The organism is Clostridium tetanomorphum (assembly GCF_017873215.1).
GTDB classification, from domain to species: domain Bacteria; phylum Bacillota; class Clostridia; order Clostridiales; family Clostridiaceae; genus Clostridium_AO; species Clostridium_AO tetanomorphum.
Genome location: NZ_JAGGKA010000022.1, coordinates 24,032 through 49,968, shown reverse-complemented (window position 1 = coordinate 49,968; position 25,937 = coordinate 24,032). Strand labels below are relative to the sequence as shown.

The 25,937-nt window shown below is 29.0% G+C and carries 25 protein-coding genes; 20 read left to right on the top strand and 5 right to left on the bottom strand.

Annotated features, from left to right (window positions below; genetic code table 11):
• Positions 1-447 (bottom strand): Lrp/AsnC family transcriptional regulator, encoded by a 447-nt coding sequence (locus J2Z24_RS17600; RefSeq protein ID WP_035148327.1) that lies wholly within the window; start codon positions 445-447, stop codon positions 1-3.
• An 18-nt stretch (positions 448-465) separates the two neighbouring features.
• Positions 466-1,449: an asparaginase gene (locus J2Z24_RS17595; protein WP_035148329.1), complete on the bottom strand. Its 984-nt coding sequence runs from the start codon at positions 1,447-1,449 to the stop codon at positions 466-468.
• A 449-nt stretch (positions 1,450-1,898) separates the two neighbouring features.
• Here J2Z24_RS17595 and J2Z24_RS17590 point away from each other — a divergent pair, with 449 nt between their 5' ends.
• Entirely contained in the window at positions 1,899-2,657 is a 759-nt protein-coding gene (locus J2Z24_RS17590; RefSeq protein ID WP_035148331.1) for a GGDEF domain-containing protein, read from the top strand.
• A gap of 42 nt (positions 2,658-2,699) precedes the next feature.
• Here the strand turns inward: J2Z24_RS17590 and J2Z24_RS17585 are convergent, their stop codons facing one another.
• Both J2Z24_RS17585 and J2Z24_RS17580 read right to left on the bottom strand, forming a co-directional pair.
• Positions 2,700-2,909: a hypothetical protein gene (locus J2Z24_RS17585; protein ID WP_241392989.1), complete on the bottom strand. Its 210-nt coding sequence runs from the start codon at positions 2,907-2,909 to the stop codon at positions 2,700-2,702.
• Between the two features lie 213 nt (positions 2,910-3,122).
• Entirely contained in the window at positions 3,123-3,647 is a 525-nt protein-coding gene (locus J2Z24_RS17580) for a LysR substrate-binding domain-containing protein (protein WP_085059069.1), read from the bottom strand.
• Here J2Z24_RS17580 and J2Z24_RS17575 point away from each other — a divergent pair.
• The 7 genes from J2Z24_RS17575 (at position 3,557) to J2Z24_RS17545 (ending at position 11,571) form a co-directional block, all read left to right on the top strand.
• Positions 3,557-5,035 carry an SLC13 family permease gene (locus J2Z24_RS17575; protein ID WP_035148334.1) on the top strand — a complete coding sequence of 493 codons (1,479 nt, stop codon included), beginning with the start codon at positions 3,557-3,559 and terminating at the stop codon, positions 5,033-5,035. The two genes, J2Z24_RS17580 and J2Z24_RS17575, sit on opposite strands and share 91 nt — an antisense overlap.
• 13 nt (positions 5,036-5,048) lie before the next feature.
• Positions 5,049-5,801, top strand: a complete 753-nt coding sequence (locus J2Z24_RS17570) for a hypothetical protein (protein ID WP_051593290.1) — start codon at positions 5,049-5,051, stop codon at positions 5,799-5,801.
• Between the two features lie 25 nt (positions 5,802-5,826).
• Entirely contained in the window at positions 5,827-6,978 is a 1,152-nt protein-coding gene (apgM, locus tag J2Z24_RS17565; protein ID WP_241392987.1) for a 2,3-bisphosphoglycerate-independent phosphoglycerate mutase, read from the top strand.
• A 478-nt stretch (positions 6,979-7,456) separates the two neighbouring features.
• Positions 7,457-8,914, top strand: coding sequence for an NAD(P)/FAD-dependent oxidoreductase (locus J2Z24_RS17560; RefSeq protein WP_035148335.1), 1,458 nt, complete (start codon positions 7,457-7,459; stop codon positions 8,912-8,914).
• Positions 8,914-10,155 (top strand): NAD(P)/FAD-dependent oxidoreductase, encoded by a 1,242-nt coding sequence (locus J2Z24_RS17555; protein WP_035148336.1) that lies wholly within the window; start codon positions 8,914-8,916, stop codon positions 10,153-10,155. Before J2Z24_RS17560 ends, J2Z24_RS17555 begins: the two co-directional genes overlap by 1 nt.
• On the top strand, positions 10,152-10,526 hold the full coding sequence (locus tag J2Z24_RS17550) for a DUF1667 domain-containing protein (protein ID WP_035148338.1): 375 nt from the start codon (positions 10,152-10,154) through the stop codon (positions 10,524-10,526). The genes J2Z24_RS17555 and J2Z24_RS17550 overlap by 4 nt, the downstream gene beginning before the upstream one ends.
• Before the next feature lie 106 nt (positions 10,527-10,632).
• Positions 10,633-11,571, top strand: a complete 939-nt coding sequence (locus J2Z24_RS17545; protein WP_035148339.1) for an AEC family transporter — start codon at positions 10,633-10,635, stop codon at positions 11,569-11,571.
• A gap of 254 nt (positions 11,572-11,825) precedes the next feature.
• Here the strand turns inward: J2Z24_RS17545 and J2Z24_RS17540 are convergent, their stop codons facing one another.
• A complete protein-coding gene (locus tag J2Z24_RS17540; RefSeq protein WP_035148341.1) occupies positions 11,826-12,566 on the bottom strand; it encodes a FadR/GntR family transcriptional regulator in 741 nt (246 codons plus the stop codon).
• A gap of 213 nt (positions 12,567-12,779) precedes the next feature.
• On the opposite strand from J2Z24_RS17540, the gene J2Z24_RS17535 reads away from it, so the two are divergent.
• The 12 genes from J2Z24_RS17535 to J2Z24_RS17480 all read left to right on the top strand — a co-directional run bounded on the left by J2Z24_RS17535 (position 12,780) and on the right by J2Z24_RS17480 (position 25,933).
• Positions 12,780-13,610 carry a class I SAM-dependent methyltransferase gene (locus J2Z24_RS17535; RefSeq protein WP_035148342.1) on the top strand — a complete coding sequence of 277 codons (831 nt, stop codon included), beginning with the start codon at positions 12,780-12,782 and terminating at the stop codon, positions 13,608-13,610.
• Positions 13,611-13,679: 69 nt separating this feature from the next.
• The gene (locus tag J2Z24_RS17530) at positions 13,680-14,444 is read left to right on the top strand and encodes a MerR family transcriptional regulator (RefSeq protein ID WP_035148344.1); all 765 of its coding nucleotides are present in this window, start codon (positions 13,680-13,682) and stop codon (positions 14,442-14,444) included.
• A gap of 207 nt (positions 14,445-14,651) precedes the next feature.
• Positions 14,652-15,896 carry a hypothetical protein gene (locus J2Z24_RS17525; protein WP_035148345.1) on the top strand — a complete coding sequence of 415 codons (1,245 nt, stop codon included), beginning with the start codon at positions 14,652-14,654 and terminating at the stop codon, positions 15,894-15,896.
• Positions 15,897-16,103: 207 nt separating this feature from the next.
• Positions 16,104-16,829, top strand: coding sequence for an ABC transporter ATP-binding protein (locus J2Z24_RS17520; RefSeq protein ID WP_035148346.1), 726 nt, complete (start codon positions 16,104-16,106; stop codon positions 16,827-16,829).
• A complete protein-coding gene (locus J2Z24_RS17515; protein ID WP_035148348.1) occupies positions 16,816-17,568 on the top strand; it encodes an ABC transporter permease in 753 nt (250 codons plus the stop codon). The genes J2Z24_RS17520 and J2Z24_RS17515 overlap by 14 nt, the downstream gene beginning before the upstream one ends.
• Before the next feature lie 9 nt (positions 17,569-17,577).
• Positions 17,578-19,023 (top strand): HAMP domain-containing sensor histidine kinase, encoded by a 1,446-nt coding sequence (locus J2Z24_RS17510; protein WP_035148349.1) that lies wholly within the window; start codon positions 17,578-17,580, stop codon positions 19,021-19,023.
• A 33-nt stretch (positions 19,024-19,056) separates the two neighbouring features.
• Entirely contained in the window at positions 19,057-19,752 is a 696-nt protein-coding gene (locus tag J2Z24_RS17505) for a response regulator transcription factor (protein WP_035148350.1), read from the top strand.
• A 147-nt stretch (positions 19,753-19,899) separates the two neighbouring features.
• Entirely contained in the window at positions 19,900-20,271 is a 372-nt protein-coding gene (locus J2Z24_RS17500; RefSeq protein ID WP_035148352.1) for an ArsR/SmtB family transcription factor, read from the top strand.
• A gap of 270 nt (positions 20,272-20,541) precedes the next feature.
• Positions 20,542-23,052 (top strand): heavy metal translocating P-type ATPase, encoded by a 2,511-nt coding sequence (locus tag J2Z24_RS17495; RefSeq protein ID WP_035148354.1) that lies wholly within the window; start codon positions 20,542-20,544, stop codon positions 23,050-23,052.
• Between the two features lie 157 nt (positions 23,053-23,209).
• The gene (locus tag J2Z24_RS17490; protein ID WP_173679947.1) at positions 23,210-23,365 is read left to right on the top strand and encodes a hypothetical protein; all 156 of its coding nucleotides are present in this window, start codon (positions 23,210-23,212) and stop codon (positions 23,363-23,365) included.
• Positions 23,366-23,382: 17 nt separating this feature from the next.
• On the top strand, positions 23,383-24,390 hold the full coding sequence (locus tag J2Z24_RS17485; RefSeq protein WP_035148355.1) for a WG repeat-containing protein: 1,008 nt from the start codon (positions 23,383-23,385) through the stop codon (positions 24,388-24,390).
• Positions 24,391-24,568: 178 nt separating this feature from the next.
• Entirely contained in the window at positions 24,569-25,933 is a 1,365-nt protein-coding gene (locus J2Z24_RS17480; protein WP_035148356.1) for an alanine/glycine:cation symporter family protein, read from the top strand.
• Positions 25,934-25,937 lie beyond the last annotated feature (4 nt).

Sequence of the window (25,937 nt, the reverse complement as noted above, 5' to 3'; positions counted from 1 at the left end):
TTATAGTACACTTTTTGGAGCAATGATGATAATATCTTTTATAGTAGAAGACAGAATTATAAATGTTTCAGTATTACCAAATACTTGAATTTTACCGATCAGCTTTTCCAGACTTGGCATATCGGTAAGTCTGGCTTTAAGAATTTTACAATAGGGTCCGGTGACATGATGACATTCTATAATGGAATGTTCAGTTTTAATGAATTCCATAAATTTTTCATTTTCTTGAATTTTCATGTCTACATTTATAAGTACATTGATAGTTTGCCCTATCTTTTCATAATCAATAATAGCCTTATATCCCTTTATGATACCTGCTTCCTCAAGCCTTCTTACCCTTTCGGCAGCTGCAGGAGCCGAAAGGGATACTTTTTTAGCAAGCTCCTTCATAGATATTCTTCCATCTTCTAAAAGTACTTCTATAATTTTGTGATCGGTAGAATCCATATATATACCTCCTTGTTATCAATAATAATTTTTTTCGAAGATATCTTTTATTTCATATATTTTATTTGTATATCCAAGTGCAACAATAAGTTTGATTCTTGCTTTATGTGAATTAAGGTTATCTCCTAAAATAACTCCTTTTTCAGTGAGTTCTCTTCCAGCACCTTCATAGCCATAATCATCAAGAACTTTTCCCATAAGACATCTTGAAACTAGAATTATTGGAATGTTTTTGCTTAAAGCATATTCTACACCACTAACCATTTTGGGTGGAATATTTCCTCTACCCATTCCTTCAATAACCAGACCTTTGGTACCTGAATCTACACAAAACCTTATAAGACGGTCATCCATGCCACATCCACAATTTATTATATCTACTTGACTGCTGGTGTTTTTAGCCGGAATATACTGTCTTTTAGTATAGCTATAATAGAAATATACTTTGTCATTGTCAACAAAACCAATAGGACCAAAATCTACGCTTTTAAAAGTATCCAGAGTATGTGTGTTAGTCTTGGTAACTTGTGATGCAGCATGTATTTCATTATTCATAACTACCATAACACCTCTATCATATGACTCATCTGCTGCTGCAGTATTTACTGCATCAATGAGGTTCCTAGGGCCATCCCAACCGAATTCAGAGCTGTTTTTCATGGAGCCTACGAAAACTACAGGTTTAGTGTATTTATATGTAAGATCAACTAGATAAGCAGTTTCTTCTAGTGAGTCTGTTCCATGGGTAACTACAACTCCATCGTAGCCTTCATAGGTAACTTTATTATTTATTATTTGTGATAGTTCAAACATTTTCTTAGGAGTCATATGAGGTCCTGGAAGCATACCAAAGTTCACAAAATCTATATTTGCAACTTTTTCAATTCCAGGTGTAAGTTTTATAATGTCATTTCCTGACATAGTAGGTACAGCTGCATGAGTAATTTCATTTTGTTTCATGGATATTGTTCCGCCAGTAAAGATAATAATAATATTCTTCATTATTATATTCCTCTCCTTATTATAATATAAAAAGTGGTTTTTACCACATTTATTAAATTATTGTTATTAACCATTTAAGTTTAACATTGATAATTTTCAGTGTACATGCATTATAAAAAGTATAACTATATATTTACTTAACAAAATAAATTAAATAATTAAATATATTAATTTTATTAGGAATATTAAATATATATTTTAATTTAATAAACAATATATAAGTTAGGCTATGTTGGAGCCAGAAATTCATTTACAAAACATAATATGATATTTTAACATTTAATATATATAATAAAATCAATGTTAGTTTTTATATAATTATGATGAATATAGATACATATTGTAATATAAACGTGAAATGAGAAGGAAAATTTAGAATTTTGAAGAATATATAAATCCGTATAAGCCATAATAATTGAATGAATATTTAAATATGTGGGGGGATTTTTATGTGGGATATTGAAAAAATAATTGTATTTTTGTTTGTTGTAATATTTCTTTTTTATATGATAAGATTATCACTTTTTACAAGACAAAAATGGCAATTAAAAACTTATACATTTAGAATATTATTTATGGGATTATTATTGATTACAACTGCTACATTTTTAGATATGATCTCCCCTGTAATTAGTACTAAATTTACATATATACTTATGAGAGCATGCTTTACATTGGGAGCGATTTTTTACATAATAGGTGTAATTTTGTGGAGTAATTATACAAAAGAAGTAATAGAGAAATTTGAAGAACTAGCTCTAAAGGATTCTATGACAAGCTTACTTAACAGAAAAGGTATGGAAAAGATATACAATACGATTTCTAAGGGAAATAGTCCATTTTATGTTGTTATTTGTGATCTTGATGAAATGAAAAAGATTAATGATAAATATGGCCATCTACAGGGAGATAAGTATATTACAAGTACTGCTAAAATTATTGTGGATGCAATAGGTGAAAAGGGGTATATTGGAAGAATAGGTGGAGATGAGTTCGTTATAATTTTAGAATATGAAGATATAGAAAAAGTTGAGGAAACTGTAATTGAAATAAAACAATCAGTTCATGAAATTTTTCCAGGAAAAAACACAGGAATAAGTTTAGGATATTCATTATTTCCTGATGATGGCAAAACCCTTGAAGATTTAATAAAAATTGCAGATGAAAGAATGTACAATGATAAACAAACTAGAAAAAAACGTGTATAGTGAACAGTGGACATACGGTGCCAGACACTGTATGTCCAATCATTATTTGAATGGATAAAATATGTATACTAATATTAATCCGATTATAGAAAGCAGAAGACCTATGATTAGTAGAGGTAGTGTACTTCCATTCCATGCTGGTTTATTTCTAAAAGCTCTCCATCTATATGATGCATTACTAATTCCCATAAGAAGAAATCCACTAAATAAAACTATTATACTAAATAAGAATAAATTATTTTTCAAAATCATACCCCCTGATAATTTAATTAATATAGCATAGTGTAAAATATAATATTATATTAATCAAGTAATATAATATTATATCGAAGATTTAGAATGAAAATTCCAGTAATAGTTTTAGCATTACTGGAATTTATTACTGTTGTATACACTTTAGGTAGTGTGAAACCAATAAAATAAAGATATAATCGTACATAAAATAAGTATTAAATTATAGATTTTCTATTGGTTTAAAGAATTTTTTAAAAAACTAACAAATACTTCTTCAGCTAGAGAATATTTATGTTCTTTATTTTTTATAAGATAAATTTTTCTAGTCATTTTTATATTTTCTTTAAATGGAACAGTTTTAATTAGTCCATAATTAAGTTCATTTCTAATAGAGTGATAAGATAAAATAGATACTCCTATACGTGAAATAACTGCTTGTTTTATAGCCTCTATATTACCAATTGTATAAATTTTTTCTGGATTAAATTTAAAAGATCCTAATGATTCAATATAGTTAATTATTGAAGTTTTTGGATTGGATATTAAAAAATTAGTATTCTTTAAAGCACTTATTTTTATGGCTTTTCTTTTTGCCCAAGGATGATTCTTACCTACGAATAATACTATAGGGTCTTCGTCAATAGTTTCACAAGTTAAATCTTCAGATGAAAAGAATTTCAGAAAAAGAGGTAAGTATAAAAAAGCAAAAAAGTGCTTTTGAAATAAGAATGCAGTTTTTTGGCTTAACAATCGCATTAGTATTATTTGCAATAATTTTTACAATGCCAACGCCAAATGGTCTTTCTTATTCAGGAAAAATGGCAATGGGGGTATTTTTATTTGCATTAACATTATGGATAACAAATAGTATACCTAATTATGTAACAGCATTACTTACGATAGTTTTATTACCTTTAACAGGTGCTTGGGATGAAACTCATGTTATGGGGGTTTTAGGATATGAAGTTATTTGGTTAACTTTTGCGGCTTTTATAATAGCGTCTGGCATGGAGAAAAGTGGACTTGCTAAAAGATTAGCACTATTTCTTATTAATAAATTTGGAAAGAGCACTAATAATATATTAGCATTACTTATGGTAACAAACTTTCTAATAGCTTTTGTTGTTCCATCAACAACAGCTCGTGCAGCTATGATGTTTCCAATAGTAATGTTAGTAATAGAAGCCTTTCATGTTAATTTAGATGATCCTAAAAATAACTTTGGTAGACTATTAGCATTACAAGGAATTCAGTCAAATAACTTATCGACAGCTGCTATATTAACAGCCACATCATCACAAATACTTGCGGTTAGCTTTATAAGAGACCTTTCAGGTCATGAGATTTCATGGGGTGAATGGTTTATGGCATCAGCTCCAATAACTATACTTACATTAATAGCTTCATTTTTTATAGGTGAATCATTATTTAAAGTACAAAATAAAAAAGCTACTGAAGAAGATATGAAAAAACTTAAAGATCAATATAATAATCTTGGAAAAATGTCAATAATGGAGAAAAAAGCACTTATTATATTTACTATCACAGTTGCTATGTGGGCATTAGATAAGGGACAACTTAAAGTATTTGGGTTTAGATTAAGTTTAGTTATGGTTGCAATATTATCAACAGCATTGTTTTTCATGCCTTATATAGGAATATTAAAGTGGAAAGAAGCTAAGATATCATGGAACTTATTAATATTTGCATGTGGAGCATATGCAGGTGGAGTTGCATTAAATGATACAGGGGTTGCATCATGGGTACTTAATAGTATATTTACTTCATTAGGAATTGAGAATTTAAGCTTTTATGTATTATTTGCAGTAATAATGTTTATTTCAAGTTTTAGTCACTTAGTATTCACATCAAAAACAGTAAGAACAATAATACTTATACCAACAATAATAACGATAGCAAAAACAGCAGGATATAATCCAGTTGCTCTTGCATTGCCAGCAGCATTAACTATTGCAGATACAATTACTTTACCACCAAGTAGTAAGGTCAATCTTATATATTACAACACTGGATACTTTACAGTACTACAAGAATTAATTTATGGATTGCTTGTATTAGTAGTAAAATGGGGAATTTTAATGGTTGCTTCATTTACTTGGTTTAAAGTATTAGGAATAGTTTAGGAGGTAAAATTATATGAAGAAATTAATGACTATATTATTAGCATTAACTTTAATATTTCTATCATTAGGGTCAGCTTTTGCAGCAGATAAAGAAGCCAAATTAGTATCTATAGATGATGTAATAACTAAAGATGGAAAAAACGCCAATATAAAAGAAAGTATAAAAGCTATAACAGACTCTAGAGGTAATATATATTTTCCATCTCATAAAAATGGCACAATAAATAAAATTACCGTAGAAGAGGGAACACAAAATGGGAATATTAATCTTATAAAAAATGGTGACATAGAATATAATTCATTAAACTTCAAAGAAAAGAATAAAGAAGTTAAGCTTTTTCTTGAAATTACACAAGAAGAAACTTATATAGAAAAAAAAGCTAAGATAGGGAATACATTTCCACAAAATGTAAAGTTAATTGACTTTAAAGGAAGGAATGCTTCACCTTTAAATATTGAAAATTACACAGTTAGCCTAGCAGCTCCTAAGGGATATGAACTTTTAAATGTAGTTGAATTCGATCCTGAAAAGAAATATAGGATTTTTGAAAAAGATGGAGAAACATTTGGAAGTTATGTTTTTGGGAAAATTAAAAGTGGAGATGAAATAAAATTTTCAATTAATGTGTATGACAAAAATAAAAATTTTAATTATATAGTTTGGTTATTGGCAATTGTAATTTCAACATTATTTATGATTAAGAATAAAGATTTATTACAAAAGGCTAAAGAAGAAAAATTAAAGAAAATAAGTTTAAAAAACTAATAAGATATTAAGAGGGTGAATTAATTTGAGAAAAAGACAAGGTATATTAATAATATCAGATGGTCTAGGAGACAGACCGAACAAAGAGTTAAATGGATTAACTCCACTTGAAAAAGCAAATACTCCAAATTTAAATAGGTTAGCTGCTGATGGTATGTGTGGCAATGTATATCCAAAATTACCAGGCATAAGAGTTGGTACTGATGTAGGTCACCTTGAGATATTTGGATATGATAGCGATGAAGTTTATCCAGGCAGAGGACCTCTTGAAGCCATGAGTGCTGGAATAGAGATTAAAGATGGAGATGTTGCTTTTAGAGGCAACTTCGGAACCATAGATGATAATAATATTGTTATTGATAGAAGAGCAGGTCGTATTAGAAAAGATACAGATTTATTAGCAAAGTCATTAAATGGAATGATATTAGAAGATGGAACAGAAGTTTTAGTTAAGGAATTAACTGATCATAGAGTAGCTGTTGTATTAAGAGGAGAAGGATTAGGAAAAGAAATGATTTGTACTGATCCAGGGACGGCATGCGAAGGGGAAGAATTAGTAAGACCAGTAGCAATAAATGAAAATGATAGTAGAATCAAGAAAACAGCAAAAAATCTTCTTGAATTTACAGTGAAATCCAATAAAATATTAAAAGATCATCCAATTAATCTAAAGAGAATTGAAGATGGAGAAAAACCTGCAAATGTAATTTTAACTAGAGGTGTTGGACAAAAGAAATTTATGCCGAAGATAACGGAAAAATTTGGAATTAAAGTAGTATGTATAGCTGGGGATAAAACAGTATATGGAATTGCAAATTTAGCAGGAATGGAAAAGTATACTGAAGAAGATTTTACTGCAAACTTTGATACGAGAATGGATAAAAAAGGTAGAAAGGCAGTAGAGTATATAAATAAAGGATATGATTGGGTTATTATTCATATTAAGGCAACAGACCTTGCAGGACATGATAACCTACCTCTAAAGAAAGTTGAGGTTATAGAAAAGATAGATAAGATGGTTGAATATATATTAGACAATATAGATAAATCAAAATGCTATGTAAGTTTTACAGCTGACCACTCAACTCCATGTGAAGCAAGAGATCATACTGGAGATGGAGTTCCAACTATAATATGGGGAGAAGACGTTAGAAGAGATGATGTTAAGGTAGCTTGAGAGAAATACTTTATGAATGGTTCGCTAAATAATCTTACTGCAAGAGATATTTTCATGCTACAAATGGATCTTATGGGCTTTACTAAGAAAAGAGGAGCATAGCTATAATATCATAAGATAATGTTTAATTTAAGAATGAAAATTTTAATATTTATGAATAATAATGAATAGATTATGGTGTAAGTACATGCCATAACCTATTTTTTTATTTATCTATAAGATGTTTAAATGCATTGATCAATTAAAGGTAAAAAGATATTTGCAATTATTTAAATATTTAGAAAATTATATTGACAAAATATTCCTAAGAAGTTAAAATAATATTAAGTTAATTGAGTATACTAAATTAACTTAATAGCATAGGAATTTAAGTTGCTAAAGATTAACAGCTTATATATCTTTCATTTTGAAGGTAGAGAGTGTGGCTGATGTTGGCTATGGTATAAAAATTTTAAGAATATAAGAAGAGGTGAAGAAAATGCAAAAATTATATGACATAATGGTTATTGGCTCAGGGGTAGTTGGTAGTGCAATTGCAAGAGAGATTTCAAGGTATGAATTAAAAATAGGTGTATTAGAAAAAGAATTAGATGTGGTATGTGAGACTAGTGGTAGGAATAGTGGAGTTCTTCATGCAGGTTTTAATAATAAACCAGGAACACTTATGGCAAAGTTTTGTGTAGAAGGTAATTTAGGCTTTGACAAAGTAGCAGAAGAACTCCATATTCCTTTTAAAAGGCTAGGGAAACTAGTAACTGGATTTACAGATGAGGATATAGAAGGACTTAAAGCATTAAAGGAACAGGGAGACAAAAATGGTGTTCCAGGACTAGAAATTGTATCTAGAGAAAGAATTAAAGAATTAGCACCTAATGTAGAAGGAAAAGCAGCATTATATTCACCTATGACAGGAATATTAGATCCATTTATATATACAATAGCTTTAGCAGAAAATGCTTGTGAAAATGGCGTGGATTTTTATTTTGGTAGAGAAGTAACTGGTATCCAAAGAAAAGAAGGATATTACGAAGTAACTACAAAAAATAAAGAAACTTATCGTACTAGGTGGCTAATTAATAGTGCAGGATTAAATTCTGATAAAATAGCAAGAATGGTTGGTATTGCAGACTATACCATATATCCATGTAGGGGAGAATATTTTATTTTAGATAAAAAGGCGGGGGAATTTCTTGAAATTCCAGCATATCCAGTTCCAAATAAAAAAGAGGGAGGACTTGGAATACATCTTACCCCTTCTATTTATGGGAATATATTTATTGGACCAAGTGCTCAATATATTGATGAAAACGATAACTATTCAGCTACTGAAGAAGTTATGGACATGCTTGTAAAAGAAGGAAGAAAAATATTACCTCAAATAAAAAGGGAGCATTTTATTAGAAATTTCTCAGGTATTAGACCTAAACTAGTGAGTAAAGAAAAAGGTGGATATGCAGATTTTGCAATTGAAGAAAGAGAAGAAGCATCAAATATGATTAATTTAATTGGAATCGAATCTCCAGGATTAACTTCAGCAGTTCCAATTGCAAGATATGTATTATATAAGATTAAAAATAAGGAAGATTTAAAAGAAAATAAAGATTTCAATCCTATAAGAAAAGGCATATTAAAATTTTCGGAGCAATCTGAGGAAAAGCAAGCTGAACTTATAAAAGAAAATCCTGATTATGGAGAAATTATTTGTAGATGTGAGACAGTTACAAAAGCAGAAATTATGGAGGCAATAAATAATCCATTAGGAGTAGACACAGTGACTGGAATTAAGTACAGGACAAGATCTATGATGGGAAGATGTCAGGGAGGATATTGTCAGACTAGAATTACAGAAATGATTATGAAAGAAAAAAATAAAAAAGTGGACGAAATAACCTACTTAAGAAAGAATGGAAAAATGTTTTTAGGGAGGGTGAGATAATGGAAGCAATATTAAAAGATGCGGTTATTATTGGAGCAGGTCCAGCTGGACTTGCAGCAGCTTTAAAACTAAAAGAAAAAGGAATAGACGACATTTTAATATTGGAAAGAGAAAAGAAACCCGGTGGAATATTAAGACAATGCATCCATGATGGATTTGGATTAGTAAGATTTAATGAGGCACTGAGCGGGCCAGAATATGCAAATAGATTTATAGAAAAGGTAGTGAAAGAAAATATTGAAATACAAACAAATGCTACTGTAATAAACCTTACAAACAATAAGGAAATTACAATAGCTACAAAAGAAGGACTAAGGAAATATCAAGCCAAAGTAGTAGTGCTAACAATGGGATGTAGGGAAAGAACAAGAGGCGCTATTAGTATACCTGGTACTAGACCAGCAGGCGTATTTACAGCAGGTGTAGCTCAAAGCTATATGAATTTAAAAAATATTATGGTAGGAAAAAAAGTAGTTGTACTAGGCTCTGGAGATATAGGACTTATAATGGCAAGAAGAATGACACTTGAGGGAGCAGAGGTACTTGCAGTAATAGAAAAGTTGCCGTATCCTAGTGGACTACCTAGAAATATACAACAGTGTTTAAATGACTATGACATTCCTTTATTTTTAAGTCATACTGTAACAAATATCAAAGGAAAAGGAAGATTAGAGGCAGTAACTGTAAGTGAAGTAGATGAAAATGGACAACCGATCAAGGGAACAGAAAAGGAATATAAATGTGATACCTTGATACTATCTGTTGGACTTATTCCTGAAAATGAATTATCACTTAAAGCTGGAGTAAAATTAGATGAAAGAACAAAGGGCCCAATTGTAGACGAAAATTTACAGACAACTGTTGAAGGAATTTATGCTGCAGGAAATGTTCTTCATGTACATGATTTAGTAGATTTTGTATCCAACGAAGGAGAAAAACTTGCAGAGTCAGCAGCAAAATATATAAAAGAAGAAAAACAAAATGAAAATAAAATTTTGATAACAACAGATAAGACTATTAATAATGTAGTCCCACAAAAGATAAGTGGAGAAAAAGATGTAGAGATATATTTAAGGGTAAGTAGACCTTCAAGAGACGGAGTAATAGAAATTAAGCAAGGTCAAGAAGTTATTAAAGTAGAGAAATTAAAAAAATTAAATCCAGCAGAAATGATACACATAATATTAAAAAAGCAAGAACTTATTAGTAAAGAAAATATTAAGGTGGTGGTTGCTCAATGAATAAACAGATTACATGTATAATTTGCCCTAATGGATGCGAATTATCTGTAGAATGGGAAGAAAAGAGTATAAAAAACATAAGTGGGGCTTTGTGTAAAAGAGGAGAAGAATATGTGACACAAGAAATACAAAATCCTAAAAGAACTATTGCATCTTTAGTTAAAGTAAATAATGGTGAGATACCATTGGTTAGTGTAAGAACAACAAAGGCTATTCCAAAGGAAAAGATATTCGATGTTATGGAACAAATTAAAAAGTTAGAAATTAATGCACCTGTAAAAATCAATCAAGTAATTGTTAAAAATATTCTGGGACTTGATTCACATATTATTGCTACAAAGTTTGTGAATAAGAAAGCAAGTAACTTTTAGGGTTAGTAGAATTTAAGAATTAATTATCTTCTGTTAATTTAAAGGAATGCATAATACTTTTTCATAATAGTAATACACTTCTCTATTATTGAAAGGAGGATGTTTCGTGGAACTTCTTCATGCTTTTGGTAGTATATTTAGTATTATTATAATGATAGCTATTGGATATATTCTGACTGAAAAAGGATGGATAGATAAGTCTGGAGCTAAGTTGTTCTCAAAAATTGTTATAAATGTGTCACTACCAGCGTTGATGATTAATAACCTTATGTCAGATTTTGATAGGGCAAAGCTTTTAAGTTTGGGAAGAGGACTTATAGTTCCCTTTTTATCTATAGCTTGTACTTATTTATTAGGTAAAATATTTATAAAAGTTTTTAATATTACTCCAAAGAGACGAGGCTCTTTTTTATCTATGTTCTTCGTATCCAATACTATATTTATTGGATTGCCAGTTAATTTAGCGCTATTTGGCTCAGAAAGTATTCCTTATGTTTTGCTATATTATATAGCTAATACTACTTTCTTTTGGACTATAGGGGTTTTTGAAATAAGTAAAGATGGAAAAGGTGAAACTCAGGGATTTCTATCAGTAAATACTATAAAGAGAATATTTTCACCTCCGTTGATGGGATTTATAGTAGCTATAATATTAATACTTTTAGTCATTCCTGTACCTAAGTTTATAATGGATACTTGTAAGTATTTAGGTAATTTAACTACACCATTGTCTATGCTATTTATAGGTAATACAATGTACTATATAGATTTAAAAGGAATAGGATTTGATAAAGATAATTTAGGCATTTTATTAGGAAGATTCGTAATATCACCTTTATTAGTATTATTATTATGTAAGCTTTTTCCTTTACCTGAACTTATGAAAAAGGTATTTATTATTCAAGCAGCTATGCCAGTAATGACTAATACTGCTATAGTATCTAAAGCTTATGATGCAGATTATCAATATGCAGCTATTATGATTACTGTAACTACTATATTAAGTCTATTTATAATCCCTATATATAAAATACTTCTTCAATGAAAAGTTAATGAAACATATCAAAATAAAAAGGTGGGACAATATATTTTAATATGTTCCTACCTTTTTATGGGGTGATTTAAATTATGTGTTATTGAATTTGCTTTAGAGAATAGTATAAATGATTTATCCGATGGCTACCCGCTCTAATAATGCCATCTTCTTTAAAGTGGGAGTAGAGAGCGGCTAAGTCCTTGGATAACGAATTCCCCTAAAGGATAACGACTTCTAAGGAGTAAAACTCCTAAGAATTCTGTTTATTTTGATTCAAAGGTATTATAAAAAATGCTTGGAAGTTGTTTAGTAACACCATAAGCATGTTCTAAATGATCTCTCATTGCCTTTCTTGCCATTTGTTCATTTCTACTTATAAGCGCCTCATATATAGCACGATGTTTTTCTATGGTATTATTTCTGTCATTGTTTGTTAAAGCCCTATGTATTTGTTCTAATTGATCATAAATTAATGTATTAAGAGTATTCATTAATTTAGAACATAATTCATTTTTGGCACAGTTTAAAATCGTAATATGAAATAATTGATCTAATCTAGTAAAGTTTTTTATATCTCCTCTAGGTAGATTAACAAGCTCATCAGATACTCTTTTTAACTCAGCAAAATCTTGTTCTGTTGCTCTAGATGCAGCAAGGCCAACCATCTCTAACTCTATGGACATTCTAAGTTCAAAAAGATCTGTATTACTTGTTTTTTCAAAAGCTAAAATATAGGTTAGTGGTAAATAATAGTTATTATTTTTAGGGTCACTAATAACAATGCCCTTTCGTGGAGATACATTGACTATTCCTAAAAATTCCATAACTCGCAAGGCTTCACGCAAAGTTGGACGGCTCACATTTAGAATTTCCATTAATTCTGCTTCATTATATAATCTGTCTCCATATTCAAGTTGGTTATCCATTATTAAATGAATAAAAGTTTCAATTATTTGAAAATATGCTTTTTTACTTTTAACAGGTTTCATATCTATTTTATTCATATTAGCACCTCAATTAATATATTTTGAAAAAACTATCTATAGTAAGTTCTATCTTATATTTTAAAGGCTAGAGTTGTATGTGTCTACAGTATTATACTAACACTACTAAAGAGGTTGGTCTATTAAATAAATTGTTTGATAGTTTACATAAATTACAATTAAGAATAGAATTAATTATATATTTTTAATCATTAGAAAGAAGGAGTAGAAGAAATGTTTTATAAATTATATGAATATTTGAAGAAACCCCCAAGCTATGCACCAAGCAGCACGAAGTTTTGGGATGATGAATATATATCAAAACAAATGTTAGCAGCCCATTTAAATCCGGATTTTGAGGGAGCTAGTCGGAAACATAAATTTATAGAGAAATCAGTTCAATGGATTTACAAAATTGCTCCTCCAGAGCAATACAGAAATCTTCTTGATTTAGGATGTGGACCTGGACTATATACACAACGATTAGCAGAGAAAGAATATAAAGTCACAGGAATTGATTATTCTAAAAGGTCAATTAATTATGCAAAAAATATTGCTAATAAAACAGCAACTCAGATAGATTATATTTATCAGAATTACCTTTCAATTACATATGAAAATCAGTTTGACATTATTATTTTAATTTATTGTGATTTTGGAGTTCTATCTGATATTGATAGAATGACGCTTTTAAGAAAAGCATATAAAGCATTGAAAAAAGGAGGTAAACTGATTATAGATGCATTTACTCCATATAATTTCACCCATCGTAATGAAGAAACTTCTTGGGAAGTATATGAAGAGCCCGGATTTTGGAATAATGAAAAGCATATATGCTTCAATGGTTTCTATAAATATGAAAATGATACTATGCTAGATCACATAGTAGTTATTACAAAAGAAAAAGTTTCAGCTTATTATCTATGGAACCATTGTTTTACTAAAGAAAGTTTGAACAATGAAATTGTAAAAGCCGGCTTTGAAAAATGTGATTTTTATAATGATGTAGCAGGGGAGAGGCTTTCAAAAGAAAGTAAAACAATATGTGTAGTGGCAGAAAAATAACCTTTAGGAATATATATTGACATTAACGCTACGTAAAAGTTTATAGTTATATTATCAGGAGGTGAGGATATGGAATATACAGTGCAGAAGCTAGCTCGCATAGCAGGAGTTAGTACAAGGACACTTAGATATTATGATGAAATTGGAATCCTTAAGCCGGCAAGGATCAATTCATCAGGATATCGCATTTATGGTGAAAATGAGGTTAATAAATTGCAACAAATACTTTTCTATAAAGAATTAGGTGTAAATTTAGAAAGTATTAAACAGATTGTAACATCACCTTATTTTGATAGAGCAAAAGCACTGAAAGAACATCGTCATAAGCTTCTTGAAAAAAGATTACAATTGGATTTATTAATTGAAAATGTTGATAAAACAATTACAACGATGGAAGGGAGAATTATAATGAGTGATAAAGAAAAGTTTGAAGGCTTTAAACAAAGGCTTATCGAAAATAACGAGAAAAAGTATGGAGAAGAAATACGAAAAAAATATGGTAATGAAGCTATTAATAGATCAAATAAAAAGCTAAAAAATATGACCAAAGAAGAATATAAAAAAATTACTAAACTTGAAGATGAAATTATGGAAAATCTTCAATTAGCTTTCAAAACTTCTAATCCATCTGGTGAGTTAGCCCAAAAGGTTGCAGATTTACATCGACAATGGATAAGCTTTTATTGGGATAGTTACAGCAAAGAAACTCATGCTGGTATTGCACAAATGTATGTTGATGATGAAAGATTTAAAGTATATTATAATAAGAAACAACCCGGAATGGCAGAATTTCTAAGAGATGCTATCTTTGTTTATACAGGAATTAAGAAATAATTTTTAACAAACGCATATATTTTTAACAACTTATTCTTGGATTATTTCATATGAGAGGTTATAGTATATATAATGTATGCTATAACCTCTTTCTAAAAGTTTAGAATTTGTTTATAATTACTTTAGAAAAACTATAGATGCGTCAGTTAAAATAAAAATAAGGAAAGCTTTCCTGGTAAGTATAAAATAAAAGGGAGATGTTATGAATTGAAGATTAAAAAGAAAACAGCAATGATTATGAGTGTTGCTGTAGGTACTTTAATGTTTGCAACAACTGCCATGGCAGAAGTAATATCTAAGAGTGGATATGAGCAAGCAAAAGATGCAATAAAGTATTCAGCAGATAGTTTGACTAGTAAAGTTTCTAATTATACTCTTGATATGTCTATGACAATGAAAGATAATGGTAAGATTATTATCTCTGAGAATACATTAAATAAGTATGATATAACTAAAAGTGCTTGTGAGAATGTTAACACAACCGTTAGAGGAAATAAAAAGGGAAAAAGCTATTACTATAGAGATAAAAATGGAATGGTTAATACTAATGAAAGAGTTGATGAAAACATTTATTATGTAACTGAATTTGAAACTCCGGATGAAGGAAGAGATTTTAAAAATCCATTTAAAGAAAAAGAAGCAGGGGATATTGAAAAGATAGTGGATGCTGCTGTAGGTAATTTAAAAGATTATGTTATAGTAGACGAAAAGGCTGATGGAAGTAAAGAATTATCTGGTTCCATAAAAGAAGCTCAAATACCTGCACTTATTAATGCAGTTACATCCTATGCATTAAAGAATGAAACTTCAATTAATAGAGGTCCTGAAGAAGACAATGTTATGCCTAGAATTACTAAGGATGTATATATTAAAGAAGTTAAAGGTAAGATGATTGTAGATAAGAATGGATTAATAAAAAGTATTCTTGGTACAGGAATACTTTCAGGAAAAGATAAACAAGGCAAGGAGCATGAATTAACTATTGAAATACTTGGTAAAGTAACTAATGTGAATTCTACTGTTGTTAATAAACCAAGCCTTTCAGGAAAGAAAGTAGAAAAGCATATACAAAGAAACAATGATGAATTTGTAAATCCTGAAAAGTATGTTGGTAAGTATAAAAGTAATATAATTATAGAAAAAGATGGAAAATTCCAAAAAATTGGGGAGAGAATATTAAATATAACTCATTCTGATAATGAATCTATTGTTGGAACATATGATGAACAGTATAGAAAAGGATATGAAAGTTATAAAACAAAAGCATCAGGTTTAAAATTTGATGCAAAATATGATAAAGATAAGTACAATGCAAGATTTGATATTGAAGGTTACTCAGATAAGGGTAATATAAGTATTGATAGAAACAGTGTAAAAGTATATTTCTTTATGCCACATTCATCAAGAGGTGGAGCTAATTGTGATGATGAGTTTAATAGAGTATTTGATTAATAATATATAAAATAAGAAATGTAACCAATTTTTTTAGAGTGTAGATTACAGATAACAGAATACAGATAAGGACATTTTTCTTCTGTTATACTAAAGAAAATTTAAATTAGAAATTTGTGGTAATAATGAAAAATTATCTATATCTGTATTCTGTTATCTTGCTCTGTACTTTAAAAAAGTGCGGTGCACTTTTTGGGAGGGTTTCGATTGGATAAAGTTATTGAGATAAATAACTTGAGTAAGGTATATAAAAATGGTAGGGGTATAACAAACATTAATCTTGAGATAAATAGGGGTGAGATATTCGGATTTTTAGGACCAAATGGAGCTGGGAAAACTACTGCTATGAAAATTATGACTGGATTAATAAAACCAGATAGTGGTGATGTTAAGCTTTTAGGATATAGTGTATTAGAAGATTTTGAAAAAGCTATGTCAAAGGTAGGATGTATTATCGAAACTGCGGAATCATATTCTTATTTAACTGCTTATGAAAATCTTAAACAATTTTCAAGATATTATAAAAATGTTGATGATGATAGAATTGAAGAAGTGCTAGAACTTACAGGTATTAGTAAGTTTAAAAACGAAAAAACTAGAAAATTTTCCCTGGGGATGAAGCAGAGACTTGGAATTTCAGCTGCAATTATATCTAGACCTGAAATTGTTATTTTAGACGAACCTTTAAATGGCTTAGATGTTGAAGGAATGATTGATATAAGAAATCTTATAAAAAATCTTGCAGAGAAAGAGAAAACTACTTTTTTTATATCAAGTCATCTTATTCATGACGTGGAGCTTACTTGCAATAAGATAGGAGTTCTATATAATGGAAGAATTCTTAATGTTGATACTACTAAAAACATATTAAATGATTATGCTTCACTAGAAAATTATTTTATAAGTGAGGTGGAGAGAAATGGTAGAATTTAAGGCTGCTGTAATTAATGAAGTTGAAAAGTTATATAAGAAGAAAAAGATTTTAGTAGCAGTAATAGTGTCACTTATTTTCATTGTAATAGGACAACTTACTGTTGTTGGAGTAAGAAGTGGATTTGGATTAAGAGGGGCTTCTAGTATGCAGTTTCCCATACTGGTACTTTCTGTAGTAGTGAACACAATTTTACCGCTATTTACTGCACTTGTAACTATAGATAGTTTTTCAGGAGAATTTTCTCAAAACACTATGAAGATTGCAATTACAAGGCCAATTACAAGATTAAAATTTTTTACTGCAAAAATAGTCTCTATAATGCTTTTTATATTGGCTAATCTTTTATTTGTAATGATTTTTTCAATTATAGCAGGAATTATTTTTAATTCAAACTCATTTACTTTACAAGGATTGATGAGAATAGTTTTATGTTATATAGTTACAATGATACCTATGATGATTTTAGTATTATTAATTGTGACTTTTACCAATATGATAAGGAGTGGAATAGGAGTATTTTTCTTATCTATTCTTGTTTTAATTATTTTTAAAGTTTTAGAGATTGTTTTCTCACAATATTCAGGGATATTTTTTACGTCAATGTTTAGCTGGTATAATTTATGGATGATGAGCAGCTTTCCTTTTCTTAAGATTCTTCGTCAGTTTATGATGATGTGCAGTTACGGAATATTACTTTTTACATGGGGTTATTACTTATTTGATAAAAAAGATTTTTAAGGTGAAAAGATGGATGTAAAAAAACGATTTATAATATCTAATATTATAATAGTTATAGTACCAATCATCATTACAATTACAACTATGTTTGGATTTTTATTTATTTCTTCAAAGTTTTTTAGAAGGGATATAAATTATGATGGTGTTAAAAAACATATAATTGTAAGATCTGAGTTAGTAACTATTAGAAATCATATATTAAAACAAAATATTGACAATGTTGAAGACTCCAAATTTCAGAATGATTTACTACAACAACTTTCTAGCTTAAATGGTAAATTTATAATTGTTAAAGAAAATAAAATTATAGCAAATCCTAAAGATATTAATAAAATAGATATAGAAAAATGTATGGAAGTAGCAAAAGGAAATACTGTAGATAAAAGGATTGGAATTAGTGGTATTTCTTATATGATGGAAATTATAGACTTAAATTTAAAAGATAAAATGGCTACAAGCTTAATACTATTGGCACCTGTAGGAAAAGAAATAAATATATTCAATAAACTTATTATTACTGGTATTTTTGTTTTTATTATATCTTTTATAATAATTAATATAATTATGTCATATGTTTTATCAGAAAAGATAATAAACCCTATTAAACGTTTGAAAAAGGCTACAGATGAAATTAGTAATGGGAATTTAAATTGTGAGATTATTGAAGAAGGAGACCAAGAAATAAAAGAATTATGTCATGGATTTGAAACTATGAGAATACAACTTAAAGATTCTATAATTATGAAAATGAAGTATGATGATAATCGTAAAGTTCTTGTGTCTAGTATTTCTCATGATTTAAAGACACCAATAACATCAATCAAAGGTTATGTTGAAGGAATTTTAGATGGAGTAGCTAATACTCCAGAGAAAAGAGATAACTATTTAAAGACCATTTATTCAAAGGCTGAACATATTGACCATATGATTGATGATCTACTTTTATATTCAAAACTTGACCTAAAGCAAATTCCTTTCAATTTTGAGAAAATAGATATTGTTGAATACTTTGATTATTGTATATGTGAAAGTGAACTGGAGCTTAAAAAAGATAATATAACAATAGAGTTAAGGAATGATTTGAAGACTTCTAGGTTTGTTATAATGGATAGGGAAAGAATGAAAAGAGTTATATTAAATATTATAGAAAACTCTCGTAAATATATGGATAAAGAGCAAGGAAAAATAATTGTAAATTTAAGAGAGACAAAATCAAGTATTATTGTAGAGATAAGGGATAATGGTGCTGGAATTAGTAATGATAATATAAATAAAATATTTGATAGATTTTATAGAGGGGATTATGCAAGAAGTGGAGCAAAAGGAAGTGGATTAGGACTTTCAATTGCAAAGCAAATTGTAGAAGGACATAAAGGAAGAATATGGGCAGTCAGTCACGGAAACGAAGGGACTAGTATAATGATATCTCTTGGAAAGGTAACATTAAATATATAATAAGAATATTAATATTTAGGAGGCTTTTACAGTATGAAAAAAATATTAGTAGTTGAGGATGACTTAAGTATTGCAGAACTTCAAAAAGACTATTTAGAGATTTCAGGATTTGAAGTTAAAATTTGTACTGATGGGGTATCAGGTTTAAATGAAATAAAGGAGAACAAATATGATTTAATAATACTTGATGTTATGCTTCCTAAAATTGATGGGTTTGATATATTAAGGATTATAAATGAAAATAAGGATGTACCGGTTTTATTGGTTTCTGCGAAAAAAGAAGAAATTGATAAAATAAAGGGTTTAAGTCTTGGAGCGGATGATTATATAACAAAGCCTTTTAGTCCAGGAGAATTGGTGGCAAGGGTTAAATCTCATCTTCAAAATTATGAGAGATTAAAAAATAAGTTTGGAAATAAATCAGATGATAATAACATTACTATAAGAGGATTACAAATAAATAAAGACTCAAGACAAGTATTCATCAATGGAAAAGAAGTTAATTTAGCACAAAAAGAATTTGAATTATTATTATATATGATGCAAAACCCAAACAGAGTATTTGGAAAAGATGAGTTATTTGAGAGAATTTGGGGGCTTGAGTCATTAGGAGATAATGCTACAGTTACAGTACATATTAGAAGAATACGAGAAAAAATTGAATCCAATCCGTCAGAACCACAGTATATTGAAACGGTGTGGGGCGTTGGATATAGAATTAGAGTATAATAACATTGACATATATTGAAAGAAAACATATAATTAGTAGTAATATATGAATGGATTTTCATATATTACTACTAATTATTTATGTTAATTTATGGTGAAAAAATTATATAGATATTTATATGCTTAAATTTACAGGAGGAATTTTATATGGATGAAAAACAAGTAGATTTTGAGAGATGTGATTGCAATGTTATTCATGAAGAGATTGTAAATAAAGTCAAAGAAGAAATGACTTGTGAAGAGAAACTAAATGATTTAGCAGAGTTCTTTAAAGTTTTTGGAGATAGCACAAGAATAAAGATTATATGTGCTTTATTTTCATCAGAAATGTGCGTATGTGACATAGCTATTTTACTCAATATGACACAATCAGCTATATCACATCAATTGCGTGTTTTAAAGCAAGCAAGACTTGTAAAGTACAGAAAAGAAGGAAAAGTAGTTTATTATTCACTTGATGATGATCACATTAAGCGAATATTTGATCAGGGATTATTACATATAAATGAAAGAAAATAGAAAAGGATTTATAATATTTAGATGTTATAATAAATTTTTAAATATATGAGCATGTTTTCATATAAAAAGTATTGACATTTATATTTGGAAAACATATAATTATATTATAACATATGAATAGTTGTTCATGTGTTTCTGAAACTTAATTATAAATAATAACTTTAACTTGCAATAGTATTATTTATAATAATATGAAGGAAAGACATGAATATAATTTTGCTTAAAGTATGAATGATTGTTCATTTATTCATATTATGAGGGGGGACTGGAATGAATAAAGTAGAATTAATATTAGAAAATCTCGATTGTGCCAACTGTGCTTCAAAAATAGAGAATAATGTGAAAGATATTGAAACTATAAAGGAAGCAACATTAAACTTTATTTCTAAAACTCTTACATTTGAAACTTATAATGGAGAGAATATAGATAAAATAAAAGAAGAAATTAAAAGTATAGTAAATAAATTTGAACCAGATGTAATTGTAAAAGAAAAAATTAAGAAAAATAACCGTAAATTGAAAAAAGAATATATATTGGAAAATTTAGATTGTGCTAACTGTGTTTCAAAAATAGAAAATAGGATTAAGGAAATAGAAGATATAGAAGAAGCAACAGTAAATTTTATGACCAAAACTTTAACTTTTAAACTTAACAAAGAAGGAAGTTTAAGTGAAGTTGAACAGGAAATAAATAATATAGTTAAAAAATTAGAACCAGATGTGGTATTAAAGAAGAAAACAAGTAAAAAAACTATAGGTAATTTAAAAAGAGCAACGACATGCTGTAGTGGACATGATTATGATCATGATCATAATTATAGTCATAAGCACCACCATGAACATGAGCATAATCATCATAATAAAAATGACAAGTGTTGTAGTGTTTATGAGGAAGAACATGATGAACACGATCATGCACATAATCATGGAGAAGATAATAATAAGAAAGCTGTATTAAAGCTTGCACTAGGTGGTTTAATATTTGCTATTGGTATAATTGGTAAATTTAAAACTAATATAGAATTAATAATATTCTTAAGTGCCTACATTATAGTAGGAGGAGAAATTGTTCTTAGAGCTTTAAAAAATATCACACGTGGACAAATCTTTGATGAAAACTTTTTAATGACTATTGCAACAGTTGGAGCATTTGCTACTGGAGAATTTCCAGAAGGTGTAGCTGTTATGCTATTTTATCAAGTAGGAGAACTGTTCCAAGACATAGCAGTAAATAAATCAAGAAAATCTATAACTTCATTAATGGATATTAGACCAGACTTTGCAAATTTAAAGATAGATGAAGAATTAGTTAAAGTATCACCAGAAGAAGTATCAGTAGATGATATTATAGTTGTAAAGCCAGGAGAAAAAATTCCATTAGATGGAGTAATTATTGAAGGGAAATCCATGTTAGATACTTCAGCTCTTACAGGAGAGTCAATTCCACGTAATGTAGAAGAAGGCGATGAGATTTTAAGTGGATTTATAAATCAAAGTGGAGTAATTACTGTAAAAGTAAGTAAAGAATTTGGAGAATCTACAGTTTCTAAGATATTAGATCTTGTGCAAAATGCAAGCAGTCGTAAAGCTAAAGCAGAAAACTTTATTACAAAGTTTGCAAGATACTATACTCCAGCAGTAGTAATAGTAGCAGCAGCCCTAGCTATATTACCTCCAATTTTTATAAATGGTGCAACTTTTGCACAATGGGTATATAGAGCATCAATATTTTTAGTTATTTCTTGTCCATGTGCTCTTGTAATATCTATTCCATTAGGATTCTTCGGAGGAATAGGAGCAGCTTCGAAATATGGTATTTTAATTAAAGGAAGTAACTATTTAGAAGCACTTAATGATGTAGAAACAGTAGTATTTGATAAAACAGGAACTCTTACTCAAGGTATATTTAATGTAACACAAATAAATTCAATAAATGGATTTAATAAAGATGAAGTTTTAAAATATGCAGCTTATGCAGAGAATTATTCTAATCATCCTATTGCAACTTCAATTGTTAAAGCATATAAGAGTGAAATAAATAATCAAGAAATAAGTAACTATGAAGAAATACCAGGACATGGAATAATTGTACAAGTTAATGGTAAAAGAGTTGCAGCAGGTAATTATAAACTTATGAATGATGAAAAGGTAGAGTTTCAAGAAGTTGATTCAGTAGGAACAGTGGTATATATAGCAGTAGATAGAGTTTATGCAGGAAGTATAGTGATTGAGGATACTATAAAAGAAGATGCTATAAAGGCTATTAAAGAACTAAAGGACAGCGAAGTTAAAAATACCATTATGCTAACAGGAGATAATAAAAAAGTAGCAAATAAAGTAGGAAATCAGCTACAGGTAGATGAGATTTATGCTGAATTGCTTCCACAGGAAAAAGTAGAAAAACTCGAAAGTATTGATAGTAAAAAGACACCTGGAAAAAACATTATATTTGTAGGAGATGGAATAAATGATGCTCCAGTTCTTGCAAGAGCAGACGTAGGAGTTGCTATGGGAGGTTTAGGATCTGATGCAGCTATTGAAGCAGCAGATGTAGTTATTATGACAGATGAACCATCTAAAATAGCTACAGCAATAAAAATATCAAAAAGAACTAGAACTATAGTTATTCAAAATATTGTATTTGCACTAGGTGTTAAAGCTTTAGTATTAATATTAGGAGCATTTGGAATAGCTACAATGTGGGAAGCAGTTTTTGCAGATGTAGGAGTATCTGTAATTGCTATATTAAATTCAATGAGGGTAATGAGATTTAAAAAATAGTATCATAAATTACAATTTAAAGAGCATCTAGTTAAGGTGCTCTTTTTTATATATGAAATATAAAAAGTATATAATTAATAAAAAATAATTAAAACAACATAAAGAAAATGGTATAATACAAAGAAAGAGTGCTATTATAATCAAAGGAGAATAAAATATGTCAGATAAAAACATTGAAATGATGAAAAAATTAATAGAAGCTAAAAAGCAAAAAGCAAATAAGAAAGGAAATTTTTTAAAAGCTGACAAGAGTATAGGTGGAGCTAGAAAAGCTAATATAAGTAAGAAAACTGGAGGACTATTTGACAAATAAAAAAGGGGATGTTATAAATGGAGAAAGAAAAAATGCTATATCCAATAAAATTAAAAAATAAGTATGGTTATATAGATAATTCAGGAGAAGTTTTTGTAGAGCCTAATTTTGATTATGCTGAAGAATTTAATGGCGATTTTGCCATAATAAGTATAAATGATAGTTTTGGGTTTATGGACAAAAGTGGTAATACAGTAGTTAAAGTGGAGTATGATGATGTTTATGATTTTACAGAAGGATTAGCGGCAGTTGAGCTAGAGGGAAAGAAGGGATATGTGAATACAGAAGGTAATATGGTCATTAAGCCTCAGTTTGATGAAACTAATGGTTTTTCAGAAGGTCTAGCGGCAGTAAAGGTTGGATATAAATGGGGATATATAAATAAAAAAGGAGAAGTAATAATTAAATCTGAATTTTTAGATGCTTTTGATTTCAGTGAAGGATTAGCCTTAGTACAATCAGGAGGAAAGCTAGGATATATTGATAAAAATGGACATATGGTTATAAATCCCAAGTATAATTATGCATATGCATTTTCAGAGGGATTAGCAGTAGTAGAAGTAGAAAATAAATATGGATTTATAGATAAATTAGGAAGTAATATTATAGAAGCTAAATACACTATGGCCAATGATTTTAATGAAGGACTAGCGGCAGTTGAATTCAAAAATAAATATGGATTTATAGATTTAAAAGGAGAGACAGCAATACCTTTTAAATATGATTGGGCAGATAATTTTTATAACGGGTTAGCTGTAGTTTCTATTGGGGATAAATATGGACTTTTGGACAAAGAAGGAAATGAGATTATTCCAGTAGAATTTGATAACATTGATAGCATTAGTGAGGGATTAATATGTGTAGAGGTAAATGGAAAATGGGGATATGTAAATAGAGAATGTAAATTTATTATAGAACCAATTTTTCAAGAGGCATCTAAATTTGTAAATGGTATTGCAAAAGTAATAGATGATGGTAAAGTTAGATATATAAATAAAATTGGAGAATGTATTTGGAAAAATTAATATTTATGATATAATACTTAATTAAATAAAGTATATTTGGATTAAATTTATAATTGAAAAATAAATTATTGTGTAATATAATGAAAAAATAATTACTTTTATGAATTATAATGAATAAAATTTATGCTTTACTTCAATAGTAAAGCTATTTTTCTTTAGTGGGGAGGGATGCAAACTAATGGGAAGTTTGAACGATATTATAGCTAAAATAGACAGTTTTTTATGGAATTGGCCATTACTTATTTTATTATTGGGAACTCATATATTTTTAACTTTCAGATTAAAATTCATTCAAAGACATTTGGGAAAAGCTATAAAACTTTCTGTAGCAAAGGATGAAGATGCAAAAGGAGATGTTAGCCAATTTAGTGCATTAACAACGGCCTTAGCAGGTACTATTGGAACAGGAAATATAGTAGGAGTAGCCACAGCTATATCTTTAGGAGGACCTGGAGCAGTATTTTGGACATGGCTAACTGGTGTATTTGGTATATCTACTAAATATGCAGAGAGTTTACTTTCCACTAAATATAGAATGAAAACTGAAGATGGCACTATGGCAGGAGGCCCTATGTATGTACTAGAATATGGCATGAAGAAGAAGTGGTTAGGAGTATTATTTGCTTTATTTACTAGTATAGCTGCAATAGGAACTGGTGGCATGGTACAAGCAAATGCCATCTCAATGATGGTAAACGATACTTTTAAAGTTCCTACTAAAATAATAGCAATAGTAGTAGCAGTACTTACTGCAGTAGTTATATTAGGAGGAATAAAGAATATAGCTAAGGTGTGTCAAGTTTTAGTTCCATTTATGGCAGGGTTTTATATTTTAGGTTGTTTTATAATATTGGCAATGAATTATAAAAATATACCTAATTCATTACATACTATAATTTCTTCTGCTTTTACAGGAAGAGCAGCTATTGGTGGATTTGCAGGATCTTCTGTAATTATGGCAATGAGATTTGGAGTGTCTAGAGGACTTTTTTCTAATGAATCAGGATTAGGAAGTGCTCCAATAGTATCAGCAGCAGCCCAAACTAGAAATCCGGTAAGACAAGCTCTTGTTGCATCTACAGGAACATTTTGGGATACAGTTATAGTATGTGCTATTACTGGTCTTGTTTTAACCAATACTGGAGTATGGACACAAGGTCTTCAAGGAGGACAATTAACTAAAGAGGCATTTGCATCTATACCTGTTGTAGGTCCTGTAGTTTTAACAATAGGATTAATGACTTTTGCATTTTCTACTATATTAGGTTGGTCCTATTATGGGGAAAAATCTATAGAGTATCTTCTAGGGAAAAAAGCAATATTACCTTACAAAATACTATGGGTTATTATGGTTTATATAGGAGCTATATTTTCATTAGATTTTGTTTGGAATTTTGCTGACTTAGCTAATGGGCTTATGGCAATACCAAATCTTATATCTTTAATAGCATTAAGCGGTGTAGTTGTAAGTGAAACCAAAAAGTATTTGTGGGAAGGTAATTTGGAACAAAATATGGAAGAAGAAAAAGTAGCAAATTTATAATAGT